The sequence below is a fragment of the Oerskovia douganii genome (assembly GCF_015142735.1).
In the GTDB taxonomy this organism is placed as follows: domain Bacteria; phylum Actinomycetota; class Actinomycetes; order Actinomycetales; family Cellulomonadaceae; genus Oerskovia; species Oerskovia douganii.
Genome location: NZ_JACSPN010000024.1, coordinates 1 through 20287 on the forward strand (window position 1 = coordinate 1; position 20287 = coordinate 20287).

Annotated in this window: 21 protein-coding genes; 1 reads left to right on the forward strand and 20 read right to left on the reverse strand. The window is 73.7% G+C overall.

What is annotated here, in order from left to right:
* Positions 1–30: 30 nt before the first annotated feature.
* A complete protein-coding gene (rpsB, locus tag H9623_RS15615; RefSeq protein ID WP_193720942.1) occupies positions 31–999 on the reverse strand; it encodes a 30S ribosomal protein S2 in 969 nt (322 codons plus the stop codon).
* A gap of 681 nt (positions 1000–1680) precedes the next feature.
* Between rpsB and H9623_RS19630 the strand changes: the two genes are divergently transcribed.
* Positions 1681–2229, forward strand: a complete 549-nt coding sequence (locus tag H9623_RS19630) for a peptidoglycan DD-metalloendopeptidase family protein (RefSeq protein ID WP_321575481.1) — start codon at positions 1681–1683, stop codon at positions 2227–2229.
* 85 nt (positions 2230–2314) lie between these two features.
* On the opposite strand, the gene H9623_RS15625 is transcribed toward H9623_RS19630, so the two are convergent.
* The 19 genes from H9623_RS15625 to H9623_RS15715 all read right to left on the reverse strand — a co-directional run bounded on the left by H9623_RS15625 (position 2315) and on the right by H9623_RS15715 (position 20199).
* Positions 2315–3355, reverse strand: a complete 1041-nt coding sequence (locus H9623_RS15625) for a tyrosine recombinase XerC (protein WP_193720944.1) — start codon at positions 3353–3355, stop codon at positions 2315–2317.
* A gap of 34 nt (positions 3356–3389) precedes the next feature.
* Positions 3390–4628, reverse strand: coding sequence for a DNA-processing protein DprA (dprA, locus tag H9623_RS15630; protein WP_193720945.1), 1239 nt, complete (start codon positions 4626–4628; stop codon positions 3390–3392).
* A complete protein-coding gene (locus tag H9623_RS15635) occupies positions 4621–6159 on the reverse strand; it encodes a YifB family Mg chelatase-like AAA ATPase (RefSeq protein WP_193720946.1) in 1539 nt (512 codons plus the stop codon). The genes dprA and H9623_RS15635 overlap by 8 nt, the downstream gene beginning before the upstream one ends.
* Positions 6159–6515 carry a YraN family protein gene (locus H9623_RS15640; protein ID WP_193720947.1) on the reverse strand — a complete coding sequence of 119 codons (357 nt, stop codon included), beginning with the start codon at positions 6513–6515 and terminating at the stop codon, positions 6159–6161. Before H9623_RS15640 ends, H9623_RS15635 begins: the two co-directional genes overlap by 1 nt.
* A 163-nt stretch (positions 6516–6678) precedes the next feature.
* Entirely contained in the window at positions 6679–6978 is a 300-nt protein-coding gene (locus tag H9623_RS15645; protein ID WP_024840525.1) for a DUF2469 domain-containing protein, read from the reverse strand.
* Between the two features lie 118 nt (positions 6979–7096).
* The gene (locus H9623_RS15650) at positions 7097–7885 is read right to left on the reverse strand and encodes a ribonuclease HII (RefSeq protein ID WP_407671942.1); all 789 of its coding nucleotides are present in this window, start codon (positions 7883–7885) and stop codon (positions 7097–7099) included.
* Positions 7882–8574 (reverse strand): signal peptidase I, encoded by a 693-nt coding sequence (gene lepB, locus H9623_RS15655; protein WP_227748759.1) that lies wholly within the window; start codon positions 8572–8574, stop codon positions 7882–7884. Before lepB ends, H9623_RS15650 begins: the two co-directional genes overlap by 4 nt.
* 251 nt (positions 8575–8825) lie before the next feature.
* Positions 8826–9185 carry a 50S ribosomal protein L19 gene (gene rplS / locus H9623_RS15660; RefSeq protein ID WP_193720948.1) on the reverse strand — a complete coding sequence of 120 codons (360 nt, stop codon included), beginning with the start codon at positions 9183–9185 and terminating at the stop codon, positions 8826–8828.
* Between the two features lie 162 nt (positions 9186–9347).
* Positions 9348–10175 carry a tRNA (guanosine(37)-N1)-methyltransferase TrmD gene (gene trmD, locus H9623_RS15665; protein ID WP_193720949.1) on the reverse strand — a complete coding sequence of 276 codons (828 nt, stop codon included), beginning with the start codon at positions 10173–10175 and terminating at the stop codon, positions 9348–9350.
* 1 nt (position 10176) lies between these two features.
* Positions 10177–10773: a ribosome maturation factor RimM gene (rimM, locus tag H9623_RS15670; protein ID WP_193720950.1), complete on the reverse strand. Its 597-nt coding sequence runs from the start codon at positions 10771–10773 to the stop codon at positions 10177–10179.
* 240 nt (positions 10774–11013) lie between these two features.
* Positions 11014–11253, reverse strand: coding sequence for an RNA-binding protein (locus tag H9623_RS15675; RefSeq protein ID WP_030150613.1), 240 nt, complete (start codon positions 11251–11253; stop codon positions 11014–11016).
* A complete protein-coding gene (gene rpsP, locus H9623_RS15680; RefSeq protein WP_193720951.1) occupies positions 11253–11687 on the reverse strand; it encodes a 30S ribosomal protein S16 in 435 nt (144 codons plus the stop codon). The genes H9623_RS15675 and rpsP overlap by 1 nt, the downstream gene beginning before the upstream one ends.
* Positions 11688–11863: 176 nt before the next feature.
* Positions 11864–12982 carry an amidohydrolase family protein gene (locus tag H9623_RS15685; RefSeq protein ID WP_193720952.1) on the reverse strand — a complete coding sequence of 373 codons (1119 nt, stop codon included), beginning with the start codon at positions 12980–12982 and terminating at the stop codon, positions 11864–11866.
* A gap of 126 nt (positions 12983–13108) precedes the next feature.
* Positions 13109–14731: a signal recognition particle protein gene (gene ffh / locus H9623_RS15690; RefSeq protein WP_193720953.1), complete on the reverse strand. Its 1623-nt coding sequence runs from the start codon at positions 14729–14731 to the stop codon at positions 13109–13111.
* 10 nt (positions 14732–14741) lie between these two features.
* Positions 14742–16574 carry a [protein-PII] uridylyltransferase gene (locus tag H9623_RS15695; protein WP_193720954.1) on the reverse strand — a complete coding sequence of 611 codons (1833 nt, stop codon included), beginning with the start codon at positions 16572–16574 and terminating at the stop codon, positions 14742–14744.
* A gap of 72 nt (positions 16575–16646) precedes the next feature.
* Positions 16647–16985, reverse strand: a complete 339-nt coding sequence (locus H9623_RS15700; protein ID WP_193720955.1) for a P-II family nitrogen regulator — start codon at positions 16983–16985, stop codon at positions 16647–16649.
* Entirely contained in the window at positions 16982–18289 is a 1308-nt protein-coding gene (locus tag H9623_RS15705) for an ammonium transporter (protein ID WP_193720956.1), read from the reverse strand. Before H9623_RS15705 ends, H9623_RS15700 begins: the two co-directional genes overlap by 4 nt.
* A 226-nt stretch (positions 18290–18515) precedes the next feature.
* Complete coding sequence (ftsY, locus tag H9623_RS15710) at positions 18516–19685, reverse strand: signal recognition particle-docking protein FtsY (protein WP_193720957.1); 1170 nt, start codon at positions 19683–19685, stop codon at positions 18516–18518.
* A 91-nt stretch (positions 19686–19776) separates the two neighbouring features.
* A complete protein-coding gene (locus tag H9623_RS15715) occupies positions 19777–20199 on the reverse strand; it encodes a hypothetical protein (protein ID WP_193720958.1) in 423 nt (140 codons plus the stop codon).
* Positions 20200–20287: the final 88 nt, after the last annotated feature.

Here is a 20287-nt window from a genome sequence, read left to right on the forward strand (position 1 = left end):
CCCCTCCGGAGAGGGGCGCGCACCACGTCGTCACTTGGACTCGTCGGCCTCTTCGGCGGGGGCCTCGGCGGCTGCCTCGACGGCTGCCTCTGCCTCGACCTCGGCCTCGACGGCGACCTCAGCGGCTGCCTCGGCGACGACCTCGGCCTCGACGGCCGTCTCGGCTGCTGCCTCGGCGACGACCTCAGCGGCGGCTGCGGTCTCCACGGCGGTCTCCGCCTCGGCACCGGCGAGGAGCTCGCGCTCCCACTCGGCGAGAGGCTCTGCCTCGGTGGCCGACCCGGCCTCGGCGCCCGTGCGGTTGCCCGAGTGGCGCTGGAGCAGGCCCTCGGCCGCGGCGTCGGCGATCACGCGGGTCAGCAGCGTGACGGCGCGGATCGCGTCGTCGTTGCCCGGGATCTTGTAGTCGACGACGTCGGGGTCGCAGTTGGTGTCCAGGATCGCGACGATCGGGATGCGCAGCTTGCGCGCCTCGTCGACGGCCAGGTGCTCCTTGTTGGTGTCGACGATCCAGACGGCGGAGGGGACCTTCGCCATGTCGCGGATGCCGCCCAGGGTGCGGGTCAGCTTGTCCTTCTCGCGACGGAGGACGAGCAGCTCCTTCTTGGTGAGCCCGGAGCCTGCGACGTCGTCGAAGTCGATCTCCTCGAGCTCCTTCATACGCTGCAGACGCTTGTGCACCGTGGTGAAGTTGGTGAGCATGCCACCGAGCCAGCGGTGGTTCACGTAGGGCATGCCGACACGAGCGGCCTGCTCGGCGACGGGCTCCTGCGCCTGCTTCTTGGTGCCGACGAAGAGGATCGTGCCACCGTGGGCGACGGTCTCCTTGACGAACTCGTAGGCGCGGTCGATGTACGACAGCGACTGCTGCAGGTCGACGATGTAGATGCCGTTGCGCTCCGTGAAGATGAAGCGCTTCATCTTCGGGTTCCAGCGGCGGGTCTGGTGTCCGAAGTGGACTCCGCTGTCGAGGAGCTGGCGCATGGTCACGACGGCCATGGCACTTCCTTTCAGGCGTGACGCGGGATCCTCCCGCTGCTCACGCTCATTCGTCCGACCGGTCGCGGTGCGTCCGGTCGGTGCTTTCCGGTTGTCGGTGCCGGCCGGGATTGGCCCTGCACCCCTGGCGCCACACCGCCGTTGGACGCCGGACCCTGGCGAACGAGGGTCCGGACCGATGTCGTGGCAGCCCCCGGCCCCTTGCCCTGTCGGGCGGGGTGGCGGGGAAGTGACGCGCGAAGTCGACGGCGCGCAACGGGGGCCCGTCGCCTCTCCGCCGGGGTCCGTCGGAGGTGCTGGGAGGCCGTCCGAATGAACGTGCCGATCGCGGCGTTAAGTCTACCTGATCGCGGGCGACGGCCCGACCCGTGCACAGCTCCGCCGACCGGCGCCCCCTCCACAGGCCGGGCGGGCGCTCGACCGGCGCGCACGCTCGTGCGCGAGGCTCGGGCGATGACGCCCTCCCACCAGTCTCCCAGGCCGTCCGCACGGCCGTCCTCCCCTGCCCGACGGCGCCGCACCCGTCGTGCTGCCGGCCCGCCCCGCGAGGCCCCGGGAGGGGCGTCGCGGGGGCGGGCGTCGCGCGGGCGGGGCGGACGCGCAGAGGTTCCCGCCTCGGCCGGTGCGGGTGTCGCAGCACGGCGCGGCCGGGGACCGCGAACCGGTCGGCTGAGGGCACGGGTGGCCGCGCTCGCCGTCGCGCTCTCGCTGCTCCCGCCTCTGGCCGTCCTGCCGGCACGGGCGGCCGGTGACCCCGGCCCGGCACAGGCCGGGTGGACGTCGCCCGTCGAGGGAGAGCCCGTCGTGCTCCGCGCGTTCCTCCCTCCGGACCAGGACTGGCTCGCCGGGCATCGTGGCGTCGACCTCGCCGCCCCGCAGGGGGCTGCCGTGGTGGCACCCGCGTCCGGGGTCGTGACGTTCGCCGGGACGGTCGTGGACCGTGGGGTCGTGGTCGTCCTGCACTACGACGGCCTGCGGACCTCCCTCGAGCCCGTCGACGGGACCGTCGCGGCGGGGACCAGGGTGCACCGTGGGCAGGCCGTCGGGACGGTCCAGGGTTCGGACGGGCCCGACGCCACGGCACCTGCGGACGGGGCTGGTCCGGCGGGGGCCGGCCACTGCCTGCCCGCGTCGTGCGTGCACTGGGGCGTGCGACGCGGCGAGACGTACCTCGACCCGCTCGCACTGCTCGGGCCGCGGGAGCCGATCGTGCTGCTCCCCCTGCGCTGAGCGGGGTCGGGGCCCGTCCACCGCTCAGCACGCGTCCGTCGCCCCGACGACGGCCCCCGGCCCGGGCCGGCCGTTCAGCGCCCCGTCACGCCCGCGGGAAGGCCTGCTCGAACGAGGCGCGCAGCCGGTCCGCGCTCACGTGCGTGTAGCGCTGCGTCGTGGAGAGCGTGGCATGGCCGAGCACCTCCTGGACGCTGCGCAGGTCGGACCCTCCCTGGAGCAGGTGTGTCGCGGCGCTGTGCCGCAGGTCGTGGGGGGCGACGTCGTCGACGCCCGCGAGCGCCGCGAGACGGTGCACCGTCTCGCGCGCCTGCCGCTGCCCCCAGCGGCGCCCCCGCTCCCCCAGGAGGAGGGCAGGACCGGAGCCCGGGACGGCGAGCGCTGGGCGCCCCACGTCGAGCCAGCGGCGGAGCGCGCGACCCGCCGGGACGCCGAACGGCACGACGCGCTCCTTGTCGCCCTTGCCCACGACGCGCAGGGTCCGCTCACCGAGGTCGACGTCGTCGACGTCGATGCCCACGAGCTCGGCCACGCGGAGCCCCGACGCGTAGAGGACCTCGACGGCGACCCACTCGCGCAGGCGCGCCGGGTCACCGTCGGCCGCTGCGTCTCGGGCGGTCTCCATGAGGTGGGTGGCGGCGTCGACCGCGAGGACGGTCGGCAGGTGTCGCGCGACCTTGGGGCTCGCGAGCCGGAGGGCCGGGTTGTGCGCGGTGCGTCCGGTGCTCGTCGTCCAGGCGAAGAAGGCACGGGCGGCCGCTCCCCTGCGGGCCATCGTGGTGCGGGCGAGGTCGCGAGCGCCGAGGTCCGCGAGCCAGTCGCGCAGGACCGCGATGTCGACGTCGTCGAGGCCCCGCACCCCGGTCTCGACGGCGCGGGACAGCAACGACCGGACGTCGCCCGTGTAGGCGCGCACCGTGTGGGTCGAGAGGCCGCGCTGGACGTCGAGATGCTGCTCGAACTCGGCCACAGCGGTGGCGAGCGCAGGCGGGAGGTGCCGCGCGTCGGGTGCCTGTGCAGGCTCGGCACCCTGAGCGGGCTCGGCCTCCGGCGTCGGGCCGCTCCCCGGCGCGGGGCGGGGCGCGGTGCGGGAGACGCTCCGGCGCTGCTCGGTCTCGCGGCTCATGTCCCCGGTGTCCTCATGACCCCAGTGTCCCTGGTCAGCCACCTCGGGCCGTGGACCCCACGCCCTGCGACGGCCGGGCTGCCCGTCGCCACCGACCGCCGGACTGGGTGGCGAGCCCGACGAGCTCCAGGTGGCCGAGACCGCCCAACGTCTCGTCGACCCCGAGTCCCGCTGCCCGCGCCACGGAGTCCACGGCGGCGTAGGCGCGCAGCGGGAGGGCGTCCCAGAGCCTCGTGCCGAGCTCGTCGAGGCCGTCCTGCGGGGCGGACGCTCCCTCCCGCGGGGGCGGCGCGTCCGCCCCGACGTGCCCGGCGAGCTCGGCCACCTCGTCCACGTCGGTCACGCACACGGCCTTCGCGTCCCGCAGGAGCTGGTGGCAGCCACCGGAGGCCATCGAGGTGACCGGCCCGGGCACCGCCCCCACGGGACGGAGCAGTGCGGAGGCGTGCGTCGCGGTGCTGAGCGCGCCGGAGCGCCAGGCCGCCTCCACGACGACGGTCGCCCGCGAGAACGCTGCGATGAGCCGGTTGCGCTGCAGGAAGCGGACGCGGCTCGGGACCGATCCAGGTGGCACCTCGCTGACGAGGCTCCCCGTGTCCAGGACCGCCCGCAGGAGGTCGGTGTTCCCCGCGGGGTAGAGGCGGTCGACGCCGCCCGCGAGGAACGCGACCGTGCGCCCCTGCGCGACGATCGCGCCACGGTGGGCGCTGGCGTCGATCCCGTACGCCCCGCCGGAGACGACCGTGAAGCGTCGGTCGACCAGGCCGGAAGCCAGGTCGGCTGCGACGTGCCTCCCGTACTCGGTGCACGCGCGAGCTCCCACGAGCGCGACGGAGCGCCGCGAGAGCCCGGCGAGGTCCGTCTCCCCCCGGACCCACAGCGCGAGGGGCGCGACGTCGCCCAGCGCGTCGACCGACGTCGGCCACCGGGGGTCGCCGGGCACGAGGAGCGCACCCCCGAGCTGGTCGAGGGCCCGCATCTCCCGGACCGGGTCGAGCACCGCCAGCCTGCCCCGCCACCGCTCCACGGCCCGCAGCACGCGCTCGACCGCCGGGCGGTCCTGCCCGCGCGCGAGCGCCCCGGGCACGAACGGGCTCGCGTCGGCAGCCGCCTCGTAGAGCCAGGCCAGGGCGTCCGGCGCTCCCAGGTGCGTGACGAGCGCCCCCGCGACCGGGTCCCCGGGCTCGGCCACCCGGCTCCAGGCCGCCCGGGCGAGCAGCGGGTCGCTCGCGTCGAACGACGGGGCGGCCGCGACCTTGCCCCGGTCAGCCATGGTGTCCTCGGGTCCGCAGCGCGAGCCCCTGGCCGACGTCTCCCCTGCTCGGTGCGCCGCGGCCCGCGAGGTCCGCCACGGTCCAGGCCAGCCGCAGGACCCGGTCGGCGCCGCGGAGCGAGAGCGTGCCCCGGTCCAGGGCCGCGTCGATACCCGCGAGCAGGCCCGGGTCGGGTCCCAGCCGTTCACGCAGCCAGGTGCCGGGCACCTCGGCGTTCGTGACCCACGGGGTTCCTGCGAGCCGCGCCCTGGCGGCGGCCCGGGCCGCTGCGACCCGGGCCGCGACGGTCGCGCTCGACTCGACGTCGGTCCCGCCCCCACGGTCGACCCGGGAGACGGGGCGCACCTCGACCTGCACGTCGACGCGGTCGAGCAGCGGGCCCGACAGGCGGGCGAAGTACCGGCGTCGGACCAGCGGGCTGCACGAGCACTCGAGCCCCTTGCCGATGCCCAGGCCGCACGGGCACGGGTTGGCGGCCAGGACCAGCTGGAAGCGCGCCGGGTAGCGTGCCGACCCGGCCGCGCGGTGGATCACGAGCTCCCCGTGCTCGAGCGGCTGGCGCAGGGTCTGCAGGACGCGGGACCCGAACTCAGGGGCCTCGTCGAGGAACAGGACGCCGCGGTGCGCCCTCGACGCGGCCCCGGGGCGCGGCAGCCCGCTGCCCCCTCCCACGATCGCGGCCGCGGTCGCGGTGTGGTGCGGGTCCTCGTAGGGCGGCCGACGGATGAGGCCCTGTCCCGGGTCGAAGACCCCTGCCACGGAGTGCACGGCCGTGACCTCGACGGCCTCCGACTCGTCGAGGTCGGGCAGGATGCCCGTGATCCGGGACGCGAGCATGGTCTTGCCCGCCCCGGGCGGCCCGACGAGGAGCAGGTGGTGACCGCCCGCGGCCGAGACCTCGAGTGCTCGCCGCGCCTGCTCCTGCCCCAGGACGTCGCGCAGGTCTCCCTCGGCCCGTCGTGCGACGCCGCTGCGGGTGGGACGCGCGGTCGCGGACGGCAGCACGATGCCGGGGACCTCGGCGCCGTAGAGCGCCGCGATCTCGGCGAGGCTCCCGACCCCGACGACCCGGGCGCCCGGGACGAGGCGTGCCTCGTCGGCGTCCTGCGCGGGCACGACGACGTCGCGCAGCCCGGCCGCGACCGCGGCGGCGACGGCGGGAAGCACCCCGCGGACGGACTGGAGCCTGCCGTCGAGCCCGAGCTCGCCGATGTGGACCACGCGCTCGGGGTCCGCGACCGAGATCCTGCGGGCTCCGGCGAGCATGGCGACCGCGATGGCGACGTCGAACCCCGACCCGGCCTTGGGCAGCGAGGCGGGCGACAGGTTGACCGTGATCTTCCGCTGGGGCCACTCGATGCCCGAGGAGGCGATCGCTGCGCGGACGCGGTCGCGCGACTCCGACAGCGCGGTGTCGGGCAGCCCGACCAGGGTGAACCCCGGGACCGAGGCCGCGAGGTGCGCCTGCACCTCGACCAGGTGCCCCGAGAGCCCCACGAGGGAGACCGCGAACGTCGTGCCGAGGGACATCAGCTGACCCCGACGAGGTGCTCGACGTGCGCGGCCCCCGCGGCGGGCAGCGTGACCGCCACCACGTCGATGCGCACGGACGCGGGCCGCACCTGGTGGGTCGTGATCCACTCGCCCGTCAGTCGGCGCAAGCGGGCCAGCTTGTCGACCGTCACCGCCTCCGCCGGGTGGCCGTAGGCCGTACCGCGACGGGTCTTGACCTCGACGACGACCAGGACGTCGCCGTCGCGGGCGACCAGGTCCAGCTCACCCCGTGTGCCGCGCCAGTTGCGGTCCAGCACCACCCAGCCGGCCTCGACCAGGTGCGCCGCGGCGACCTTCTCCCCGTACCGGCCGACAGCGTCCTTCGCTCTCATGTCCCACCTCCGGCGCCCACCCTGACCGGTACGGGGTGCGATCGGGAGGGGATGATGCGTCGGTTGTGGAGAACCGTGAGGGCCGAGGCCCTGTGCACGGCTCGGGGCACGGGCGACGGCGGGTCGTACGTTCCGCCGCGCCCGAGCGGCCGCCGACGTGCTCCTAGAGCTGGAGCTCGGCCTTGGCCAGCTCCTCGACGTTGACGTCCTTGAACGTCACCACGCGCACCGACTTCACGAACCGCGCGGAGCGGTACACGTCCCACACCCAGGCGTCCGCGAGCCGCAGCTCGAAGTACACCTCGCCGGCAGCCGACCTGACCTGAAGGTCCACCTGGTTCGCCAGGTAGAAACGTCGTTCTGTCTCGACCACGTAGGAGAACAGGCCCACCACATCGCGATACTCGCGGTAGAGGGCCAGCTCCATCTCGGTCTCATAGTTCTCGAGGTCTTCGGCGCTCACTGCACCATCATGGACCATCGGGTGCCACAACCCCGGATCGTCGGCCGGGTGCGCGCGGCGCGCGCCCGTGGTCCGGGTGCCCGCGTCTCGCCGGACCGCACCGACCCGTCCCCTGCCCTCAGCCCTCGTCGCGCTCCGGGAGCCGCCAGCTGCGCCGGTGCTGCGGCGTCGGGCCGTGAGCCTTGAGCGCCTCGACGTGCACGGCCGAGCCGTACCCCTTGTTGCCGTCCCACCCGTAGGCCGGGTACTGGCGGGCCAGCCCGGTCATGAGTCCGTCGCGCTCGCACTTGGCGAGCACGCTCGCGGCGGCGACCGACGCGCACTGGAGGTCCGCCTTGACGAGCGTGCGCACGGCCGGGTCCGGGAGCGCGCCGAGGTCCCCGTCGGGGTCGAGGTCGAAGGCCTCGAAGAGGTCCACGCTGGGACGGGTCAGCCAGTCGTGCTTGCCGTCGAGCAGGACCGCGTCGACCGGACCGAGGGACCGGCGCACCTGGGCCAGCGCGCGGCGCCCGGCCAGGCGCAGCGCCGCGACGATGCCGTGCGCGTCGATCTCGGCGGGGCCCGCGTGCCCCACGGCCCAGGCGAGCCCCCACCCCCGCACGGCGGGCAGCAGAGCTTCCCGGGCCGCGGGCGTGAGCATCTTGGAGTCGGTCAGCCCCTGGGGGAAGGCTCCCGTGCCCAGGTCGACGACGACGACCCCCACGCTGACCGGACCGGCCAGGGCACCGCGTCCGACCTCGTCCATGCCCGCGACGAAGCGTGCGCCCGAGTCGAGGATCGCGCGCTCGTGCCGCAGCGTCGGGGGCTTGGGACCGGTCGATCGCTTGGTGGGCGTCGTGCGGGCGGTGCGGCGCGCGGCGGGGGCCGGGGCACCGACGCCGAGCGGGGAACCCAGGTCGGTCGTCACGGCTCCGGCACCTCCGCGAAGACGTCGCCCGGGTTGCGCATGAGCGTGAGGTCGGTGAGCGGCCACACCTTGACGAACGCGGTCCCCACGACGTTGCTCACCGGCACGAACCCGCCGCCCGGCTTGCCGGTGTTGTACCGGGAGTCGGCCGAGTGCTGACGGTTGTCGCCCATGACGAACAGCATGCCCTCCGGGACCACCACGTCGAAAGGGTCCTGGCTCGGGACCGACCCCGGCTTGATGTACGTCTCGTCGACGGGCTGGCCGTTGACGCTCACGCGGCCCTGCGCGTCGCAGCACACGACGTGGTCGCCCGCCGTGCCGATGACGCGCTTGATGAGGTGCTCGCCCGTGTCCTGGGGCAGGAGGCCGACGAACGTCATGGCCGACGTCACGGTGTTGCCGACCGGTCCGCGGTCGGGGGCGACGTAGGGCGGCAGCCAGCCACCGGGGTCCTTGAACACCACCACGTCGCCGCGGTGCACGTCGAACGCGTCGGGGACCAGGCGCGAGACCATGACGCGGTCCCCCTCGACCAGGGTGTCCTCCATGGATGCGCTCGGGATGAAGAAGGCCTGCACCAGGAACGTCTTGATCAGCCAGGACAGGACGAGCGCGCTGACCAGGATGATGACGGTCTCGCGCAGCATCGACCCCCGCCGGGGGGTCGGGCCCGCGGGCTGTTCCATGGGGCTCCTCGTGTCCGGCTCCGCGGCCGGTGACCCGCCCACGGCGGGTTCGGGTCGGATGGGGGCCGGTGCGGCGCTGTCTGTCACGCGCTCACTGTGCCATTGCGCGGGCCGTCGGGCGAAACCGGGAGCGACCCGCCGTGCGCCCGCCCTGCGGCGGCCGACCACCCCTGGGACGCCGACGGGCGGCCACCTTCGAGAGGTGGCCGCCCGTGGACGTGTGACGAGCCTGACGTGACGTCAGGCGCAGATCACTTCGAGGGGAGCGCGTCGCGCTTCTCCTTGATCTTCGCCTTCTTGCCGCGCAGCTTGCGCAGGTAGTACAGCTTGGCGCGACGGACGTCACCGCGCGTGACGAGCTCGATCGACTCGAGGGTCGGGGAGTGCACCGGGAAGGTACGCTCCACGCCGACGCTGAAGCTGATCTTGCGGACCGTGAAGGTCTCGCGGATGCCGCCACCCTGGCGGCCGATGACGACGCCCTGGAACGCCTGGACACGAGAGCGGTTGCCCTCGACGACCTTGACGTTGACCTTGACGGTGTCTCCGGCCCGGAACTCCGGGATGTCGCTACGCAGCGATGCTGCGTCGACGCTGTCCAGCGTGTGCATTGATCTCTCCCCGCCCTGCCACAGGTCAGACGCGTTCTCGTGGCCCACCGCGAGGTGGGTCCGGTTCAGTACAAGGGTGGTGGGCGCATGTGATCGGTCGCGCACGCGGACGTGCGGTGGGCTTCCCCTGTGGCAGAGGCCCGACCGGCGCACACCAAGGGTCTATTCTGCCACACCGCCGACGGTGGCCTCGGGGCGCGGCTCGTCCCGTCCGCCCTCCCGGCGCAGCGCTCCGCCGCGGACCTCCCAGCCGAGCGTCGCGAGGAACGCCCTGTCGTGCTTGTCCAGGTGGCCCGGGTCGAGCGCCTCGATCAGGTCGGGGCGGCGCGCGGACGTCTTCTCGAGCGCCCGGTCGCGGCGCCACCGGCTGATCTTCGCGTGGTGACCCGAGAGCAGCACCTCGGGCACCTCGAGGTCGGACCAGACGGGCGGCTTGGTGTAGACGGGGTACTCGAGCAGGCCGGCCGCGCCGTGCGACTCCTCGACGAGCGACTCGGGGTTGCCGATCACGCCCGGCAGGAGGCGTGCGACGGCCTCGACCATGACGAGCGAGGCGACCTCGCCGCCGTTGAGCACGTAGTCGCCGATCGAGAGCTCGCTCACGCGGTGGCCCGCAGCACGGTAGTGCTCGGCGACGCGCGCGTCGATCCCCTCGTAGCGCCCGCACGCGAACACCAGCTGCTCCTCGGTCGCGAGGGCTTCCGCGGTGCGCTGGGTGAACGTCGTGCCCGACGGCGTCGGGACCACCAGGTGCGCGGGTCCGGTCGCGGTCAGCTCGTCGAGGGCCTGGCCCCACACGTCGGGCCGCATGACCATGCCCGCTCCCCCGCCGAACGGCGTGTCGTCGACCGTGCGGTGCCGGTCGGTCGTCCAGTCGCGCAGGTCGTGGACGCGCAGGTCGAGCAGGCCGGCGACGCGCGCCTTGCCGACGAGCGAGAGGTCGAGGGCCGCGAGGTACTCGGGGAAGATCGAGACGATGTCGATGCGCACGTCAGTCGTTCGTCCCGTCCGTGCCGTCGGTGCCCGCCGCGTCGTCGTCGAGGTCGCCCGAGCCCGGCGTGGGCTCCGCGACCTCGAGCCGGTCGGCGTCCCGCGCCAGGAGGCCGCCCGGAGGGTCGAGCACGACGCGCCCACCCGGCACGTCGACCACGGGCACGATCGCGTGCACGAACGGCACGAGCGTGCGCGCGCCGTCGGTCTCCCTGATCACGAGCAGGTCGTGCGCGGGCAGGTGCTCGAGGCCCAGCACCTCACCCACGACGGTCCCGTCCTCGAGCTCGACGCGCAGCCCCACGAGCTCGTGCGGGTACCAGGCGTCCTCCTCGTCGGACACGTCGGCCTCCACGACGAGCGTGATGCCCCGCATGCGCTCGGCCGCGGACCGGTCGGTCACGCCCGCGAACGTCACGAGCCACTTGCCCTGGTGCAGGCGTGCACGCTCGATCGTCAGCGGGCCGGCCTCGGCGGGCTCGGTGTCGATCGTGGACCCGACGACGAGACGCGCCTCGGGGTTGTCGGTGCGCATGTCCAGCGCGACCTCGCCGCGCAGTCCGTGGGCGCGGCCGATACGGGCCACCGTGAGCTGCATCCTGTGCTCCTTCTCGTCGTGTTCGTGCTCGTCGTGCAGCGGATCGTGCCGGGGGCCGGCGACCTGGCGTTCCCACCGTGGCACCCGCACGACGCGGTCGCACGTCCGTCGGGCGGCAGGGGGCGGGCAGGTGCCGGGCAGACGACGAGGCCCGGTCCACCCTGAGGGGGACCGGGCCTCGTCAGCGCGACGGTCGGAACCGTCACGTCGTGCTGTGTATCGGCTTGCGCTCAGCCGTCGTCAGCGGCGGTCGACGTCGACGACGTCGACCCGCACCGGACCGTCGACCGACAGGGCACCGATCACCGTGCGCAAGGCACGGGCGGTACGCCCACCACGGCCGATGACGCGGCCGAGGTCCTCGGGGTGAACCCGGACCTCGAGCAGCTCGCCCCGGCGCAGCGGCTTCGCGTTGACCCGGACGGCGTCCGGGTTGTCCACGATCCCGCGCACCAGGTGCTCGAGCGCCTCGCCGAGCATCAGGCCTGCTCTTCGGCTGCCTCAGCCGCGTCAGCGGACTCGGTCTCGGCAGGAGCGGCGGCCTTCTTCTCGGCAGCCTTGGCCTTGACCTTCTCGGCGTCCTTGGCGGCGGCCTCGATGGCGGCGGCCGGGTCGACCTTCTCGCCCTTGACGCGCAGGGTGCCCTCGGCGCCCGGGAGGCCCTTGAACTTCTGCCAGTCACCCGTGATCTTGAGGAGCACGAGAACCTGCTCGGTCGGCTGCGCGCCGACGCTCAGCCAGTACTGCGCACGCTCGGAGGAGATGTCGATGAGCGACGGCTCCTCGGTCGGGTGGTACTTGCCGATCTCCTCGATGACGCGACCGTCACGCTTGGTGCGCGAGTCCGCGACGACGACACGGTAGTACGGCGCACGGATCTTGCCGAGACGCTTCAAACGAATCTTGGTGGCCACTGTGGTGGTCTCTCCTGGTTCTGGGTGAGGTGACCCGTGCGTCCTCCCGGTGGGGACCAGGTGAGCACGGTGTCGGGACACGGCGTTGCGCGGAGAGAGGGGCCGGGCACGCCGAGTACCCGGCTATTGTGCCAGATCCGGCCCGGTGCGACCAACACCCCTCGTCGGGATCCGGATCACACCGGCGCGACGATCTCCCCGCGCAGGATCACCGCCGTCGGGTGCCGCAGGACCTCGATGTTCTCGCGCGGGTCCGCCGGGTACACGACCAGGTCGGCGCTCGAGCCCTCGACGAGACCGCCGTACCCCAGGAACTCGCGTCCCTGCCAGCTCGCGGCCGCCACCACGTCGGCGGTCGGGACCCCGGCGGCGACCATCGCGGCGCACTCGTCGGCGATGCGGCCGTGACCGATGGTCCCGCCCGCGTCGGTGCCGACGAGGAGCTGGATGCCGGCCTCGTGCAGCAGGCGCACCTGCTCGTGCCGACGCGCGTGCAGGGCCCGGAGGCGCGCGGCGAAGACCGGGTACCGGTCGTCGGCCTGGCGGGCGATGTTCTCGAACTCGTCGATCTGCAGCAGGGTGGGCGTCACGGCGACGCCCCGCTCGGACAGCGTGTACATGTCGTCGGGGTGGATCCCGGTGCCGTGCTCGATGCAGTCCACGCCGGCCGCGAGCAGCGAGGGGACGACCTCGCTCGAGAACGCGTGCACCGTGACCCGGGCGGCCTCCGCGTGCGCGACGGCCACGGCCTCGGTCAGCACGTCCTGGGGCCACAGGGGGCGCAGGTCGCCGTCGGCACCCAGGTCGCGGTCGATCCAGTCGCCCACGAGCTTGACCCACCCGTCCCCGGCGCGCGCCTCCTGACGGACGGCGTCGGGGAGCTGCGCGACGTCGTCGAGCTCGAGGCCGTAGCCCCGCAGGTAGCGCTTGGGGCGCGCGATGTGCCGACCGGCCCGCACGAGGCGCGGCAGGTCCTTGCGCGAGCGGACCCACCGCGTGTCGAGCGGGGAGCCGGCGTCGCGCAGGAGGAGCGCGCCGCTGTCCCGGTCGGCGATCGCCTGGGCCTGGGCGGTCGCGTTGTCGACCGCCCCGTCCTTGCCGAGGCCCACGTGGCAGTGGACGTCCACGAGGCCCGGGAGGACCCATCCCTCGAGCGCGACCATGTTGGTCCCCTGCGCGGAGGGACGGGTCAGCGTGACGTGACCGTCCTTGACCCAGAGGTCGGACACCTCACGGTCGTCTCCCAGGAGGATGTGCCCCCGGAGGTGCAGCGAGGGGCCTTCGAGCGCGGACATCGGTCTCCCAGTTCTCGGGCGGTCGGGCTCGTCCGACTCCTGGGCGACTGAGGACGGACAGGTCGGACGCGACGGACGGAGGTCACGGTGAGGGCCACCGTGACCTGCAGGACATAACCTAGCGCGCTAGCGCCCCAGGAACTTCTCCAGGTCGGGCGGGAGCTGGAGATCGGCGGGATCCGGCGACTTCTGGGCGCTCTTGGCACCGCCCAGGGCGCCGAACGCCGCGCCGGGAGCGGCCTTGGGTGCGGCCGGGCCGCCCAGGGCGCGCGCCTGGCGTGCCGCCTCCTCGGCCGCACGCTTGGCCGGGTTGCCCGACTTCGCCTTGCGTCCCTTGGCGGGAGGCGCGACGCGGCCGCGGGCCTTCTTGCCCCCCATGCCCGGCAGGTTGCCCATGCCCGGCATGCCGGGCATGCCGCCGCCGCGGCTCATCTGGCGCATCATCTTCTGCGCCCCCGCGAACCGGTCGAGGAGCTGGTTGACGTCGCTCGTCGTGACGCCCGAGCCGCGGGCGATGCGCGCACGGCGCGACCCGTTGATGATCTTGGGGTTCTCCCGCTCGGCGGGGGTCATCGAGCGGATGATGGCCTCGATGCGGTCGACCTCGCGCTCGTCGAAGTTGTCGAGCGCCTCACGCATCTGCCCCATGCCCGGCAGCATGCCGAGCATCTTCTTCATGGAGCCCATGTTCTTCATCTGCTGCATCTGGACGAGGAAGTCCGCGAGCGTGAAGTCCTGCCCGCTGGCGACCTTCTCGGCCATCTTCGCGGCCTCGTCGGCGTCGAACGCCTTCTCGGCCTGCTCGATGAGCGTCAGCACGTCGCCCATGTCGAGGATGCGCGACGCCATGCGGTCCGGGTGGAAGGCCTCGAAGTCGGTGAGCTTCTCACCGGTCGACGCGAAGAGGATCGGGCGACCCGTGACGCGTGCGACCGACAGGGCCGCACCACCGCGCGCGTCGCCGTCGAGCTTCGACAGGACGACGCCCGTGAAGTCGACGCCCTCCTCGAAGGCCTTGGCCGTCGCGACCGCGTCCTGACCGATCATCGCGTCGATGACGAACAGGATCTCGTCGGGGTTCACGGCGTCGCGGATGTCCGCGGCCTGGCGCATGAGCTCGGCGTCGACGCCGAGGCGGCCCGCGGTGTCGACGATCACGACGTCGTGCTGGCGCTGGCGAGCGGTCTCGACGCCGTCGCGCGCGACCTGCACCGGGTCGCCGACGCTCGTGCCGGACTGCCCCTCGGACCCCTGGTTGCCGGGCAGCGGCGCGTAGACCGGCACGCCGGCGCGCTCGCCCACCACGGACAGCTGGTTGACCGCGTTGGGGCGCTGGAGGTCTGCCGCGACCAGCAGCGGCGTGTGCCCCTGCTCGCGCAGGTGCAGGGCCAGCTTGCCGGCGAGGGTCGTCTTGCCGGCGCCCTGGAGGCCCGCGAGCATGATGACGGTCGGCGGGTTCTTCGCCAGGCGCAGCCCGCGGGTCTCGCCGCCGAGGATCGCGACGAGCTCCTCGTTGACGATCTTGACGACCTGCTGGGCAGGGTTGAGCGCGCCGGAGACCTCGGCCGACAGGGCCCGTTCCCGGATCGCGCCGGTGAAGTCCTTGACGACGGGCACAGCGACGTCCGCGTCGAGGAGCGCGCGCCGGATCTCACGGATCGTGGCGTCGATGTCCGCCTCGGAGAGACGGCCCTTGCTCCGCAGGTTCTTGAAGGTCGACGTCAATCGATCTGACAGCGTGGCGAACACCGCGTCATCCTTACCGCTCGTGAATCAGGGAAGTACCCAGCCTACCGGTCGGGGGCGGCGGTTCGGGCAGGGTCGCCCGGGTCGCGGCCGTGAGGTCGTCCACCAGGCGCGCCCGCCACGCCGTCCAGCCCGCCGGTCCGAGCGACGACGAGTCGGCCTCGGTCAGTGCGCGCAGCACGTCGAGGAGGTCCCGGCGGTGCCCGACGGCGGCGGCGAGCTCGGCGACGGTCGCCGGGTCGTCCGGGTCCGCCGCGACGGCGAGCCGCGACAGGGTGAGGTGGTGGCGCACGAGGCGCGCGACGTCGTCGGGCACGCCGTCCTCGAAGCCCATGCGCCGCAGGATGCCCGGCACGAGGCGCGCCCCCTCCTCCGAGTGGTCGCCCGCACCGCGCCGCTTGCCGATGTCGTGGAACAGGGCCGAGAGCAGCAGCAGGTCGCCGCGCTCGACCGCCCTGCGGTCGCGCGCCGCACGGGCGACCGTCTCGACGAGGTGGCGGTCGACCGTGTGCCGGTGGATCGCGGCACGCTGCGGCCGGTTGCGGACCCCGGACCACTCCGGGATCCAGGTCGTGACGACGCCCACGAGGTCGAGGGCCTCCCACACCGCGACCTGGGCCGGTCCGCTCCCCAGGAGGGACAGGAAGGCCGACCGTGCCAGCGCGGGCCACGGCTCGGGCAGGGGCGGGCAGTGCGCGAGGCTGCTGACCGAGACCGGCGACAGCGTCAGGCCCGTGCGCGCCGCGGTCGCTGCTGCCCGCAGCGCGAGCAACGGGTCCGTCTCGGGGTGCGCGTCGATCGCGAGGACCAGCTCGCCGTCGTGCTCGACGAGGCCGTCACCGACCGACCGCAGCCGGGGCGCCGCACGCCGGCCCCGCACGAGGACGGGGCGACGCGCGACGCTCGGGCGCTGGAGCGCCTGGCGGGCCCGTCGGACCGTGGTGTCGAGCGCGTAGGAGATCTCCCGGCCCGCCGCCGCGAGGCTCGCCAGGAGCTCGTCGGGATCGTCGTACCCGCTCACCTGCGCGACCTCGTCGAGGTCCGCCAGGAGCAGCCTGTTCGTGTGCCGCCCCGTGACGACCTGGACCGCGTCACGCACGTCCAGCAGGTGCGCGTACGCGCGGTCGACCGTCCCGTGCGGGCGGTCGGTGAGCCACGTCGCGGCCAGCGCCGACAGCACGACCGCGTCCCGGATCCCACCCCGCGCGTCCTTGAGGTCCGGCTCGATCAGGTACGCGAGCTCGCCCGACCGCTCGGCCCGCTCCTTGACGGACGACAGCAGCTCCGGCAGCCGGCGACGCGACGCCGACCGCCAGTCCGTGAGGACCGCCGACGCCGCCCGGTGGACCACGAGCGCGTCCCCCGCGACCGCCCGCACGTCGAGCCAGCCCACGGCCGCGGGCACGTCCCGGGACGCGACCTGACGGCACTGGGACAACGAGCGCACCGCATGGTCCAGGTCGATCCCGGCATCCCACAACGGGTACCAGAGCCGCTCCGCGACCACCGCGACCTGCTCGGCCGAGTGGTGGCGACCGTCGTGCACGAGCACCAGGTCGAGGTCGCTCACGGGCCCCATGTCCCCCCGGCCGAGGCTCCCGACCGCCGCGAGCGCGATGCCCTCGGTGCTCTCCCCCGCCGTCGCCTCGTCCCACAGCGCCCGCAGCCGGTCCGTCACCACGGTGCAGACCGCCGACCGACGCGCCACCCCCGAGCTCCCCGGGCCGCTGAGCCCGCGAGCCACCGCGAGCATCTCGGCCCGGAGGCCCCGCACCCCTGACGGGTGCGGGGCCTCCGGCGGCCGGTCGACGTCGCGGGTGGCTCCTGCCCCTGCCGGTCCACTCATCTCGGCTCCGCCTCCGTCGCCCCCGCCGTGCCTGCTGCCACCGCTCGTGCCGCCCGACCGGGCCCTCAGGTCCTAGAGGGCGCCCGAGCCGTGCTCGCCGGTCCGGACCCGCGCGACGTCGTCGAGCGTGACCGTCCACACCTTCCCGTCCCCGATCCGCCCGGTCTGGGCCGCCTTGACGATGACCTCGGTGACCGTCGTGGCGTCCTCGTCGTCGACGAGGACCTCCACCCGAACCTTCGGGACCAGGTCCACGGTGTACTCCGCACCGCGGTAGACCTCGGTGTGGCCCTTCTGCCGGCCGTAGCCGCTGGCCTCGCTGACCGTCATGCCGCGGACCCCTGCGGCCTCGAGCGCGGACTTCACGTCGTCGAGACGGTGCGGCTGGATGATTCCTGTGACGAGCTTCATGCCCTGACCTCCTGGATGACACGACCCTGTGCGATGGTCTCGTATGCGGTCTCACCGTGCTCTGCGAGGTCGATCCCGCCGACCTCGGCCTCCTCGCTGATCCGCCAGCCCATCGTCACCTTGATGACGGTGCCGATGACGAACGTGAGGACACCGGAGAAGATCACGGCCGCGAGGGCGATGACGACCTGGATCACCAGCTGGTCGATCCCTCCGCCGTACAGCAGGCCCGTGTCGGTGGCGAGCAGGCCGATCAGGACGGTGCCGACCAGGCCACCGACCAGGTGGACGCCGACGACGTCGAGCGAGTCGTCATACCCGAAGCGGTACTTGAGACCCACCGCGAGGGCGCACAGGACGCCGGCGACGGCACCGAGCGCGATCGCGCCGATCGGGTTGACCGCCGCGGCAGCCGGGGTGATCGCGACGAGGCCCGCGACGATGCCGGACGCCGCACCGAGGCTCGTTGCGTGCCCGTCGCGCAGACGCTCGGTGAGCAGCCAGGCCGCCATGGCGGCGCAGGTCGCGACCGTGGTGTTGACCCAGGCCAGACCCGCGACCTCGTTGGCCGCGCCGGCGGAACCGGCGTTGAACCCGAACCAGCCGAACCACAGGAGTGCTGCGCCGAGCATCACGAACGGGAGGTTGTGGGGACGCATGGGCTCCTTGCCGAACCCCTTGCGCTTGCCGATGATCAGGGCGAGCACCAGGCCGGCGATCCCCGCGTTGATGTGCACGACCGTGCCGCCCGCGAAGTCGATGGGAGCGACGTTCGCGATCCCGTCCGTCACGCCGTAGATCGCAGCCGCGATGCCGTTCTCGCCTGCGCCGAGCAGGCCGCCGCCCCACACCATGTGGGCGAGCGGGAAGTAGACCAGGGTGACCCAGACGCCCGCGAAGACGAGCCAGGCGCCGAACCGCGCCCGGTCGGCGATCGCGCCGCTGATCAGCGCGACCGTGATGATCGCGAAGGTGGCCTGGAACCCTGCCGCCACGAGCGCCGGGACGCCGCTGGCCGCCAGAAGGCTGTTCGAGTCGTCGGTCAGGGGGGCCAGACCGAAGAACTCGGTCGGGTTGCCGAAGACTCCCGCCACGTCGGACCCGAAGGTCATCGAGTAGCCCCACAGCACCCAGATGATGCCCACCACGGCGATCGCGCCGAAGCTCATCATCATCATGTTCAGGACGCTCTTGCCGCGGACCATGCCGCCGTAGAAGAACGCCAGGGCCGGGGTCATCAGCAGCACCAGGGCGGCCGACGTCAGGAGCCAGGCCGTGTTTCCAGTGTCAAGTTCGAAGGGCATGCGCTGTCGCCTCTCACCTCGCCAGCCGGGCGGCCGGACAGGTCAAGAGTCGTCCAGCGGCGTTTCCCGCCGACGCTCGCGCGGTGACGGAGGTGTAACGCGCGGACCCTGCGTGTAAACGTTGCGTTACCCGGTCGTCCGTCGGCCGCGCGGGGCGCCCCGGTGGCCGTGGAGCCTCCGGGACGCCCCGCGGGTCGACGACCTGCGGGCTCGGGGTGGCGCGGCGTCAGTCGCCGAGCAGTCCGTCGACGAACTCCTGCGGGTCGAACGGGGCCAGGTCGTCGGGCCCCTCACCCAGGCCCACGAGCTTGACGGGCACGCCCAGCTCGCGCTGGACCGCGACGACGATGCCCCCCTTGGCCGTGCCGTCGAGCTTGGTCAGCACGATGCCCGTGACACCGGCGATCTCGCCGAAGACGCGCGCCTGGTTGAGGCCGTTCTGGCCCGTGGTCGCGTCCAGGACCAGGAGGACCTCGGAGAGCGGCGCCTCCTTGGTGATGACGCGCCGGATCTTGCCCAGCTCGTCCATGAGGCCCGCCTTGTTCTGGAGGCGGCCGGCGGTGTCCACGAGCACGACGTCGACGCCCTCCGTACGACCGGTGCGGACAGCGTCGAACGCGACCGCGGCCGGGTCCGCGCCGTCACGCTCCGAGCGCACGGTGCGCACGCCCACGCGGGCGCCCCACGTCTCGAGCTGGTCCGCGGCGGCCGCGCGGAAGGTGTCGGCCGCGCCGAGCACGACCGTGCGGTCCTCGGCGACCAGGACGCGCGCGAGCTTGCCCACGGTCGTCGTCTTGCCCGTGCCGTTGACACCCACGACCAGCACGACGGCGGGCACGCGCGACCCGTCCTCGGCCGTCCGGGGCTCGGTCGCCAGCGAGCGGTCGAGGGTCGGGTCGACCAGGGCGATCAGCTCCTCACGGAGCAGGGCGCGCACGCTCGCGGGGTCGCGGACGCCGAGGACCCGGACGCGGGTCCGCAGGGACTCGATGAGCTCGCCCGCGGGCCCGGCCCCGACGTCGGCGAGCAGCAGCGTCTCCTCGAGCTCGTCCCAGTCGTCCTCGGTCAGGTGGTCGCGCGAGAGCACCGCGAGCAGCCGGGAACCGAGCGGGGAGCCGGACCGTGCGAGCCTGCCGCGGAGCCGGGCGAGACGGCCGCCGACGGCCTCGGGGACCTCGACCGCGGGCGGTGCCTCGAGGTCGGTCGGGGCTTCGGTCGTCGCGACGGCCCCCGGTTCCTGCGTCGCGGTCGGGGGCTCGACGGCGTCGGGGGTCGTGCCCGGCGTCGGCGGAGGAAGGGGGGCGCGCGTCCCGGGTCGGCGGCGGTAGCCGACGAAGCCGACCGAGACGACGACGAGGACGGCGAGGGTGATCCAGAGCCAGAGGAGATCGTTCACCGTCGCAGTCTCTCAAATACGAGCGTGACGTGCGGCGGCGGGGGTCCGGCGAGGGGCTCGCGGCGGGGTCCGCCGAGGGGCTCGGAGGGGGTCAGCCCTGCGGGGCGACCGGGCCCTGGGGCGGTGTCGCCGGGACCGAGCGCACGGACCCGGTGTGCGGGCGGCGCACCGTGGCCCCCTGGAGCGTGTGGGTGGCCCGCTCCCGGGCCCGGTGCAGGACGTCCGTGATCTCGTCGGCGTCCATGTAGGCGGGCTCGTCGACCTCGGTCGCGGCGAAGAACTCCTCCATGCCCGTGTCGATCGGTCGGGCGGCCCTCGCCGCGGCCCGGTCCTCGTCCTTGCGGCGACGCCAGCCCGAGAGGCCCGACCGGAAGTCGCGCCAGAACCCCTTGATCCCGACGGGCGGACCCTGGCGCTCGTTGCGGTCGTCGATGCGCGTGACGACGCTCGCGAACAGGAAGACCACGACGGCCGCCACGAGCGCGATCCCGAGGAACACGAACATCCAGAGCATTCGTCAAGTATCACCGGGGCTCGCGGCCGACCGCCTACCGAACGCGGCGAGTCCGCTGATCGATACAGCATCTTCACACCGCGCGAGC

What these genes read in the sequence shown, in the direction of transcription:
- H9623_RS15635 (WP_193720946.1), bottom strand. Translation starts at nt 6,159, where the DNA reads ATGTCCCTCGGCACGACGTTCGCGGTCTCCCTCGTGGGGCTCTCGGGG.
- H9623_RS15685 (WP_193720952.1), bottom strand. Translation starts at nt 12,982, where the DNA reads ATGTCCGCGCTCGAAGGCCCCTCGCTGCACCTCCGGGGGCACATCCTC.
- lepB (WP_227748759.1), bottom strand. Translation starts at nt 8,574, where the DNA reads ATGGAACAGCCCGCGGGCCCGACCCCCCGGCGGGGGTCGATGCTGCGC.
- rimM (WP_193720950.1), bottom strand. Translation starts at nt 10,773, where the DNA reads ATGCAGCTCACGGTGGCCCGTATCGGCCGCGCCCACGGACTGCGCGGC.
- dprA (WP_193720945.1), bottom strand. Translation starts at nt 4,628, where the DNA reads ATGGCTGACCGGGGCAAGGTCGCGGCCGCCCCGTCGTTCGACGCGAGC.
- rplS (WP_193720948.1), bottom strand. Translation starts at nt 9,185, where the DNA reads ATGCACACGCTGGACAGCGTCGACGCAGCATCGCTGCGTAGCGACATC.
- H9623_RS15695 (WP_193720954.1), bottom strand. Translation starts at nt 16,574, where the DNA reads ATGAGTGGACCGGCAGGGGCAGGAGCCACCCGCGACGTCGACCGGCCG.
- H9623_RS15625 (WP_193720944.1), bottom strand. Translation starts at nt 3,355, where the DNA reads ATGAGCCGCGAGACCGAGCAGCGCCGGAGCGTCTCCCGCACCGCGCCC.
- H9623_RS15715 (WP_193720958.1), bottom strand. Translation starts at nt 20,199, where the DNA reads ATGCTCTGGATGTTCGTGTTCCTCGGGATCGCGCTCGTGGCGGCCGTC.
- H9623_RS15705 (WP_193720956.1), bottom strand. Translation starts at nt 18,289, where the DNA reads ATGCCCTTCGAACTTGACACTGGAAACACGGCCTGGCTCCTGACGTCG.
- H9623_RS15640 (WP_193720947.1), bottom strand. Translation starts at nt 6,515, where the DNA reads ATGAGAGCGAAGGACGCTGTCGGCCGGTACGGGGAGAAGGTCGCCGCG.
- H9623_RS15700 (WP_193720955.1), bottom strand. Translation starts at nt 16,985, where the DNA reads ATGAAGCTCGTCACAGGAATCATCCAGCCGCACCGTCTCGACGACGTG.
- H9623_RS15675 (WP_030150613.1), bottom strand. Translation starts at nt 11,253, where the DNA reads ATGCTCGGCGAGGCGCTCGAGCACCTGGTGCGCGGGATCGTGGACAAC.
- rpsB (WP_193720942.1), bottom strand. Translation starts at nt 999, where the DNA reads ATGGCCGTCGTGACCATGCGCCAGCTCCTCGACAGCGGAGTCCACTTC.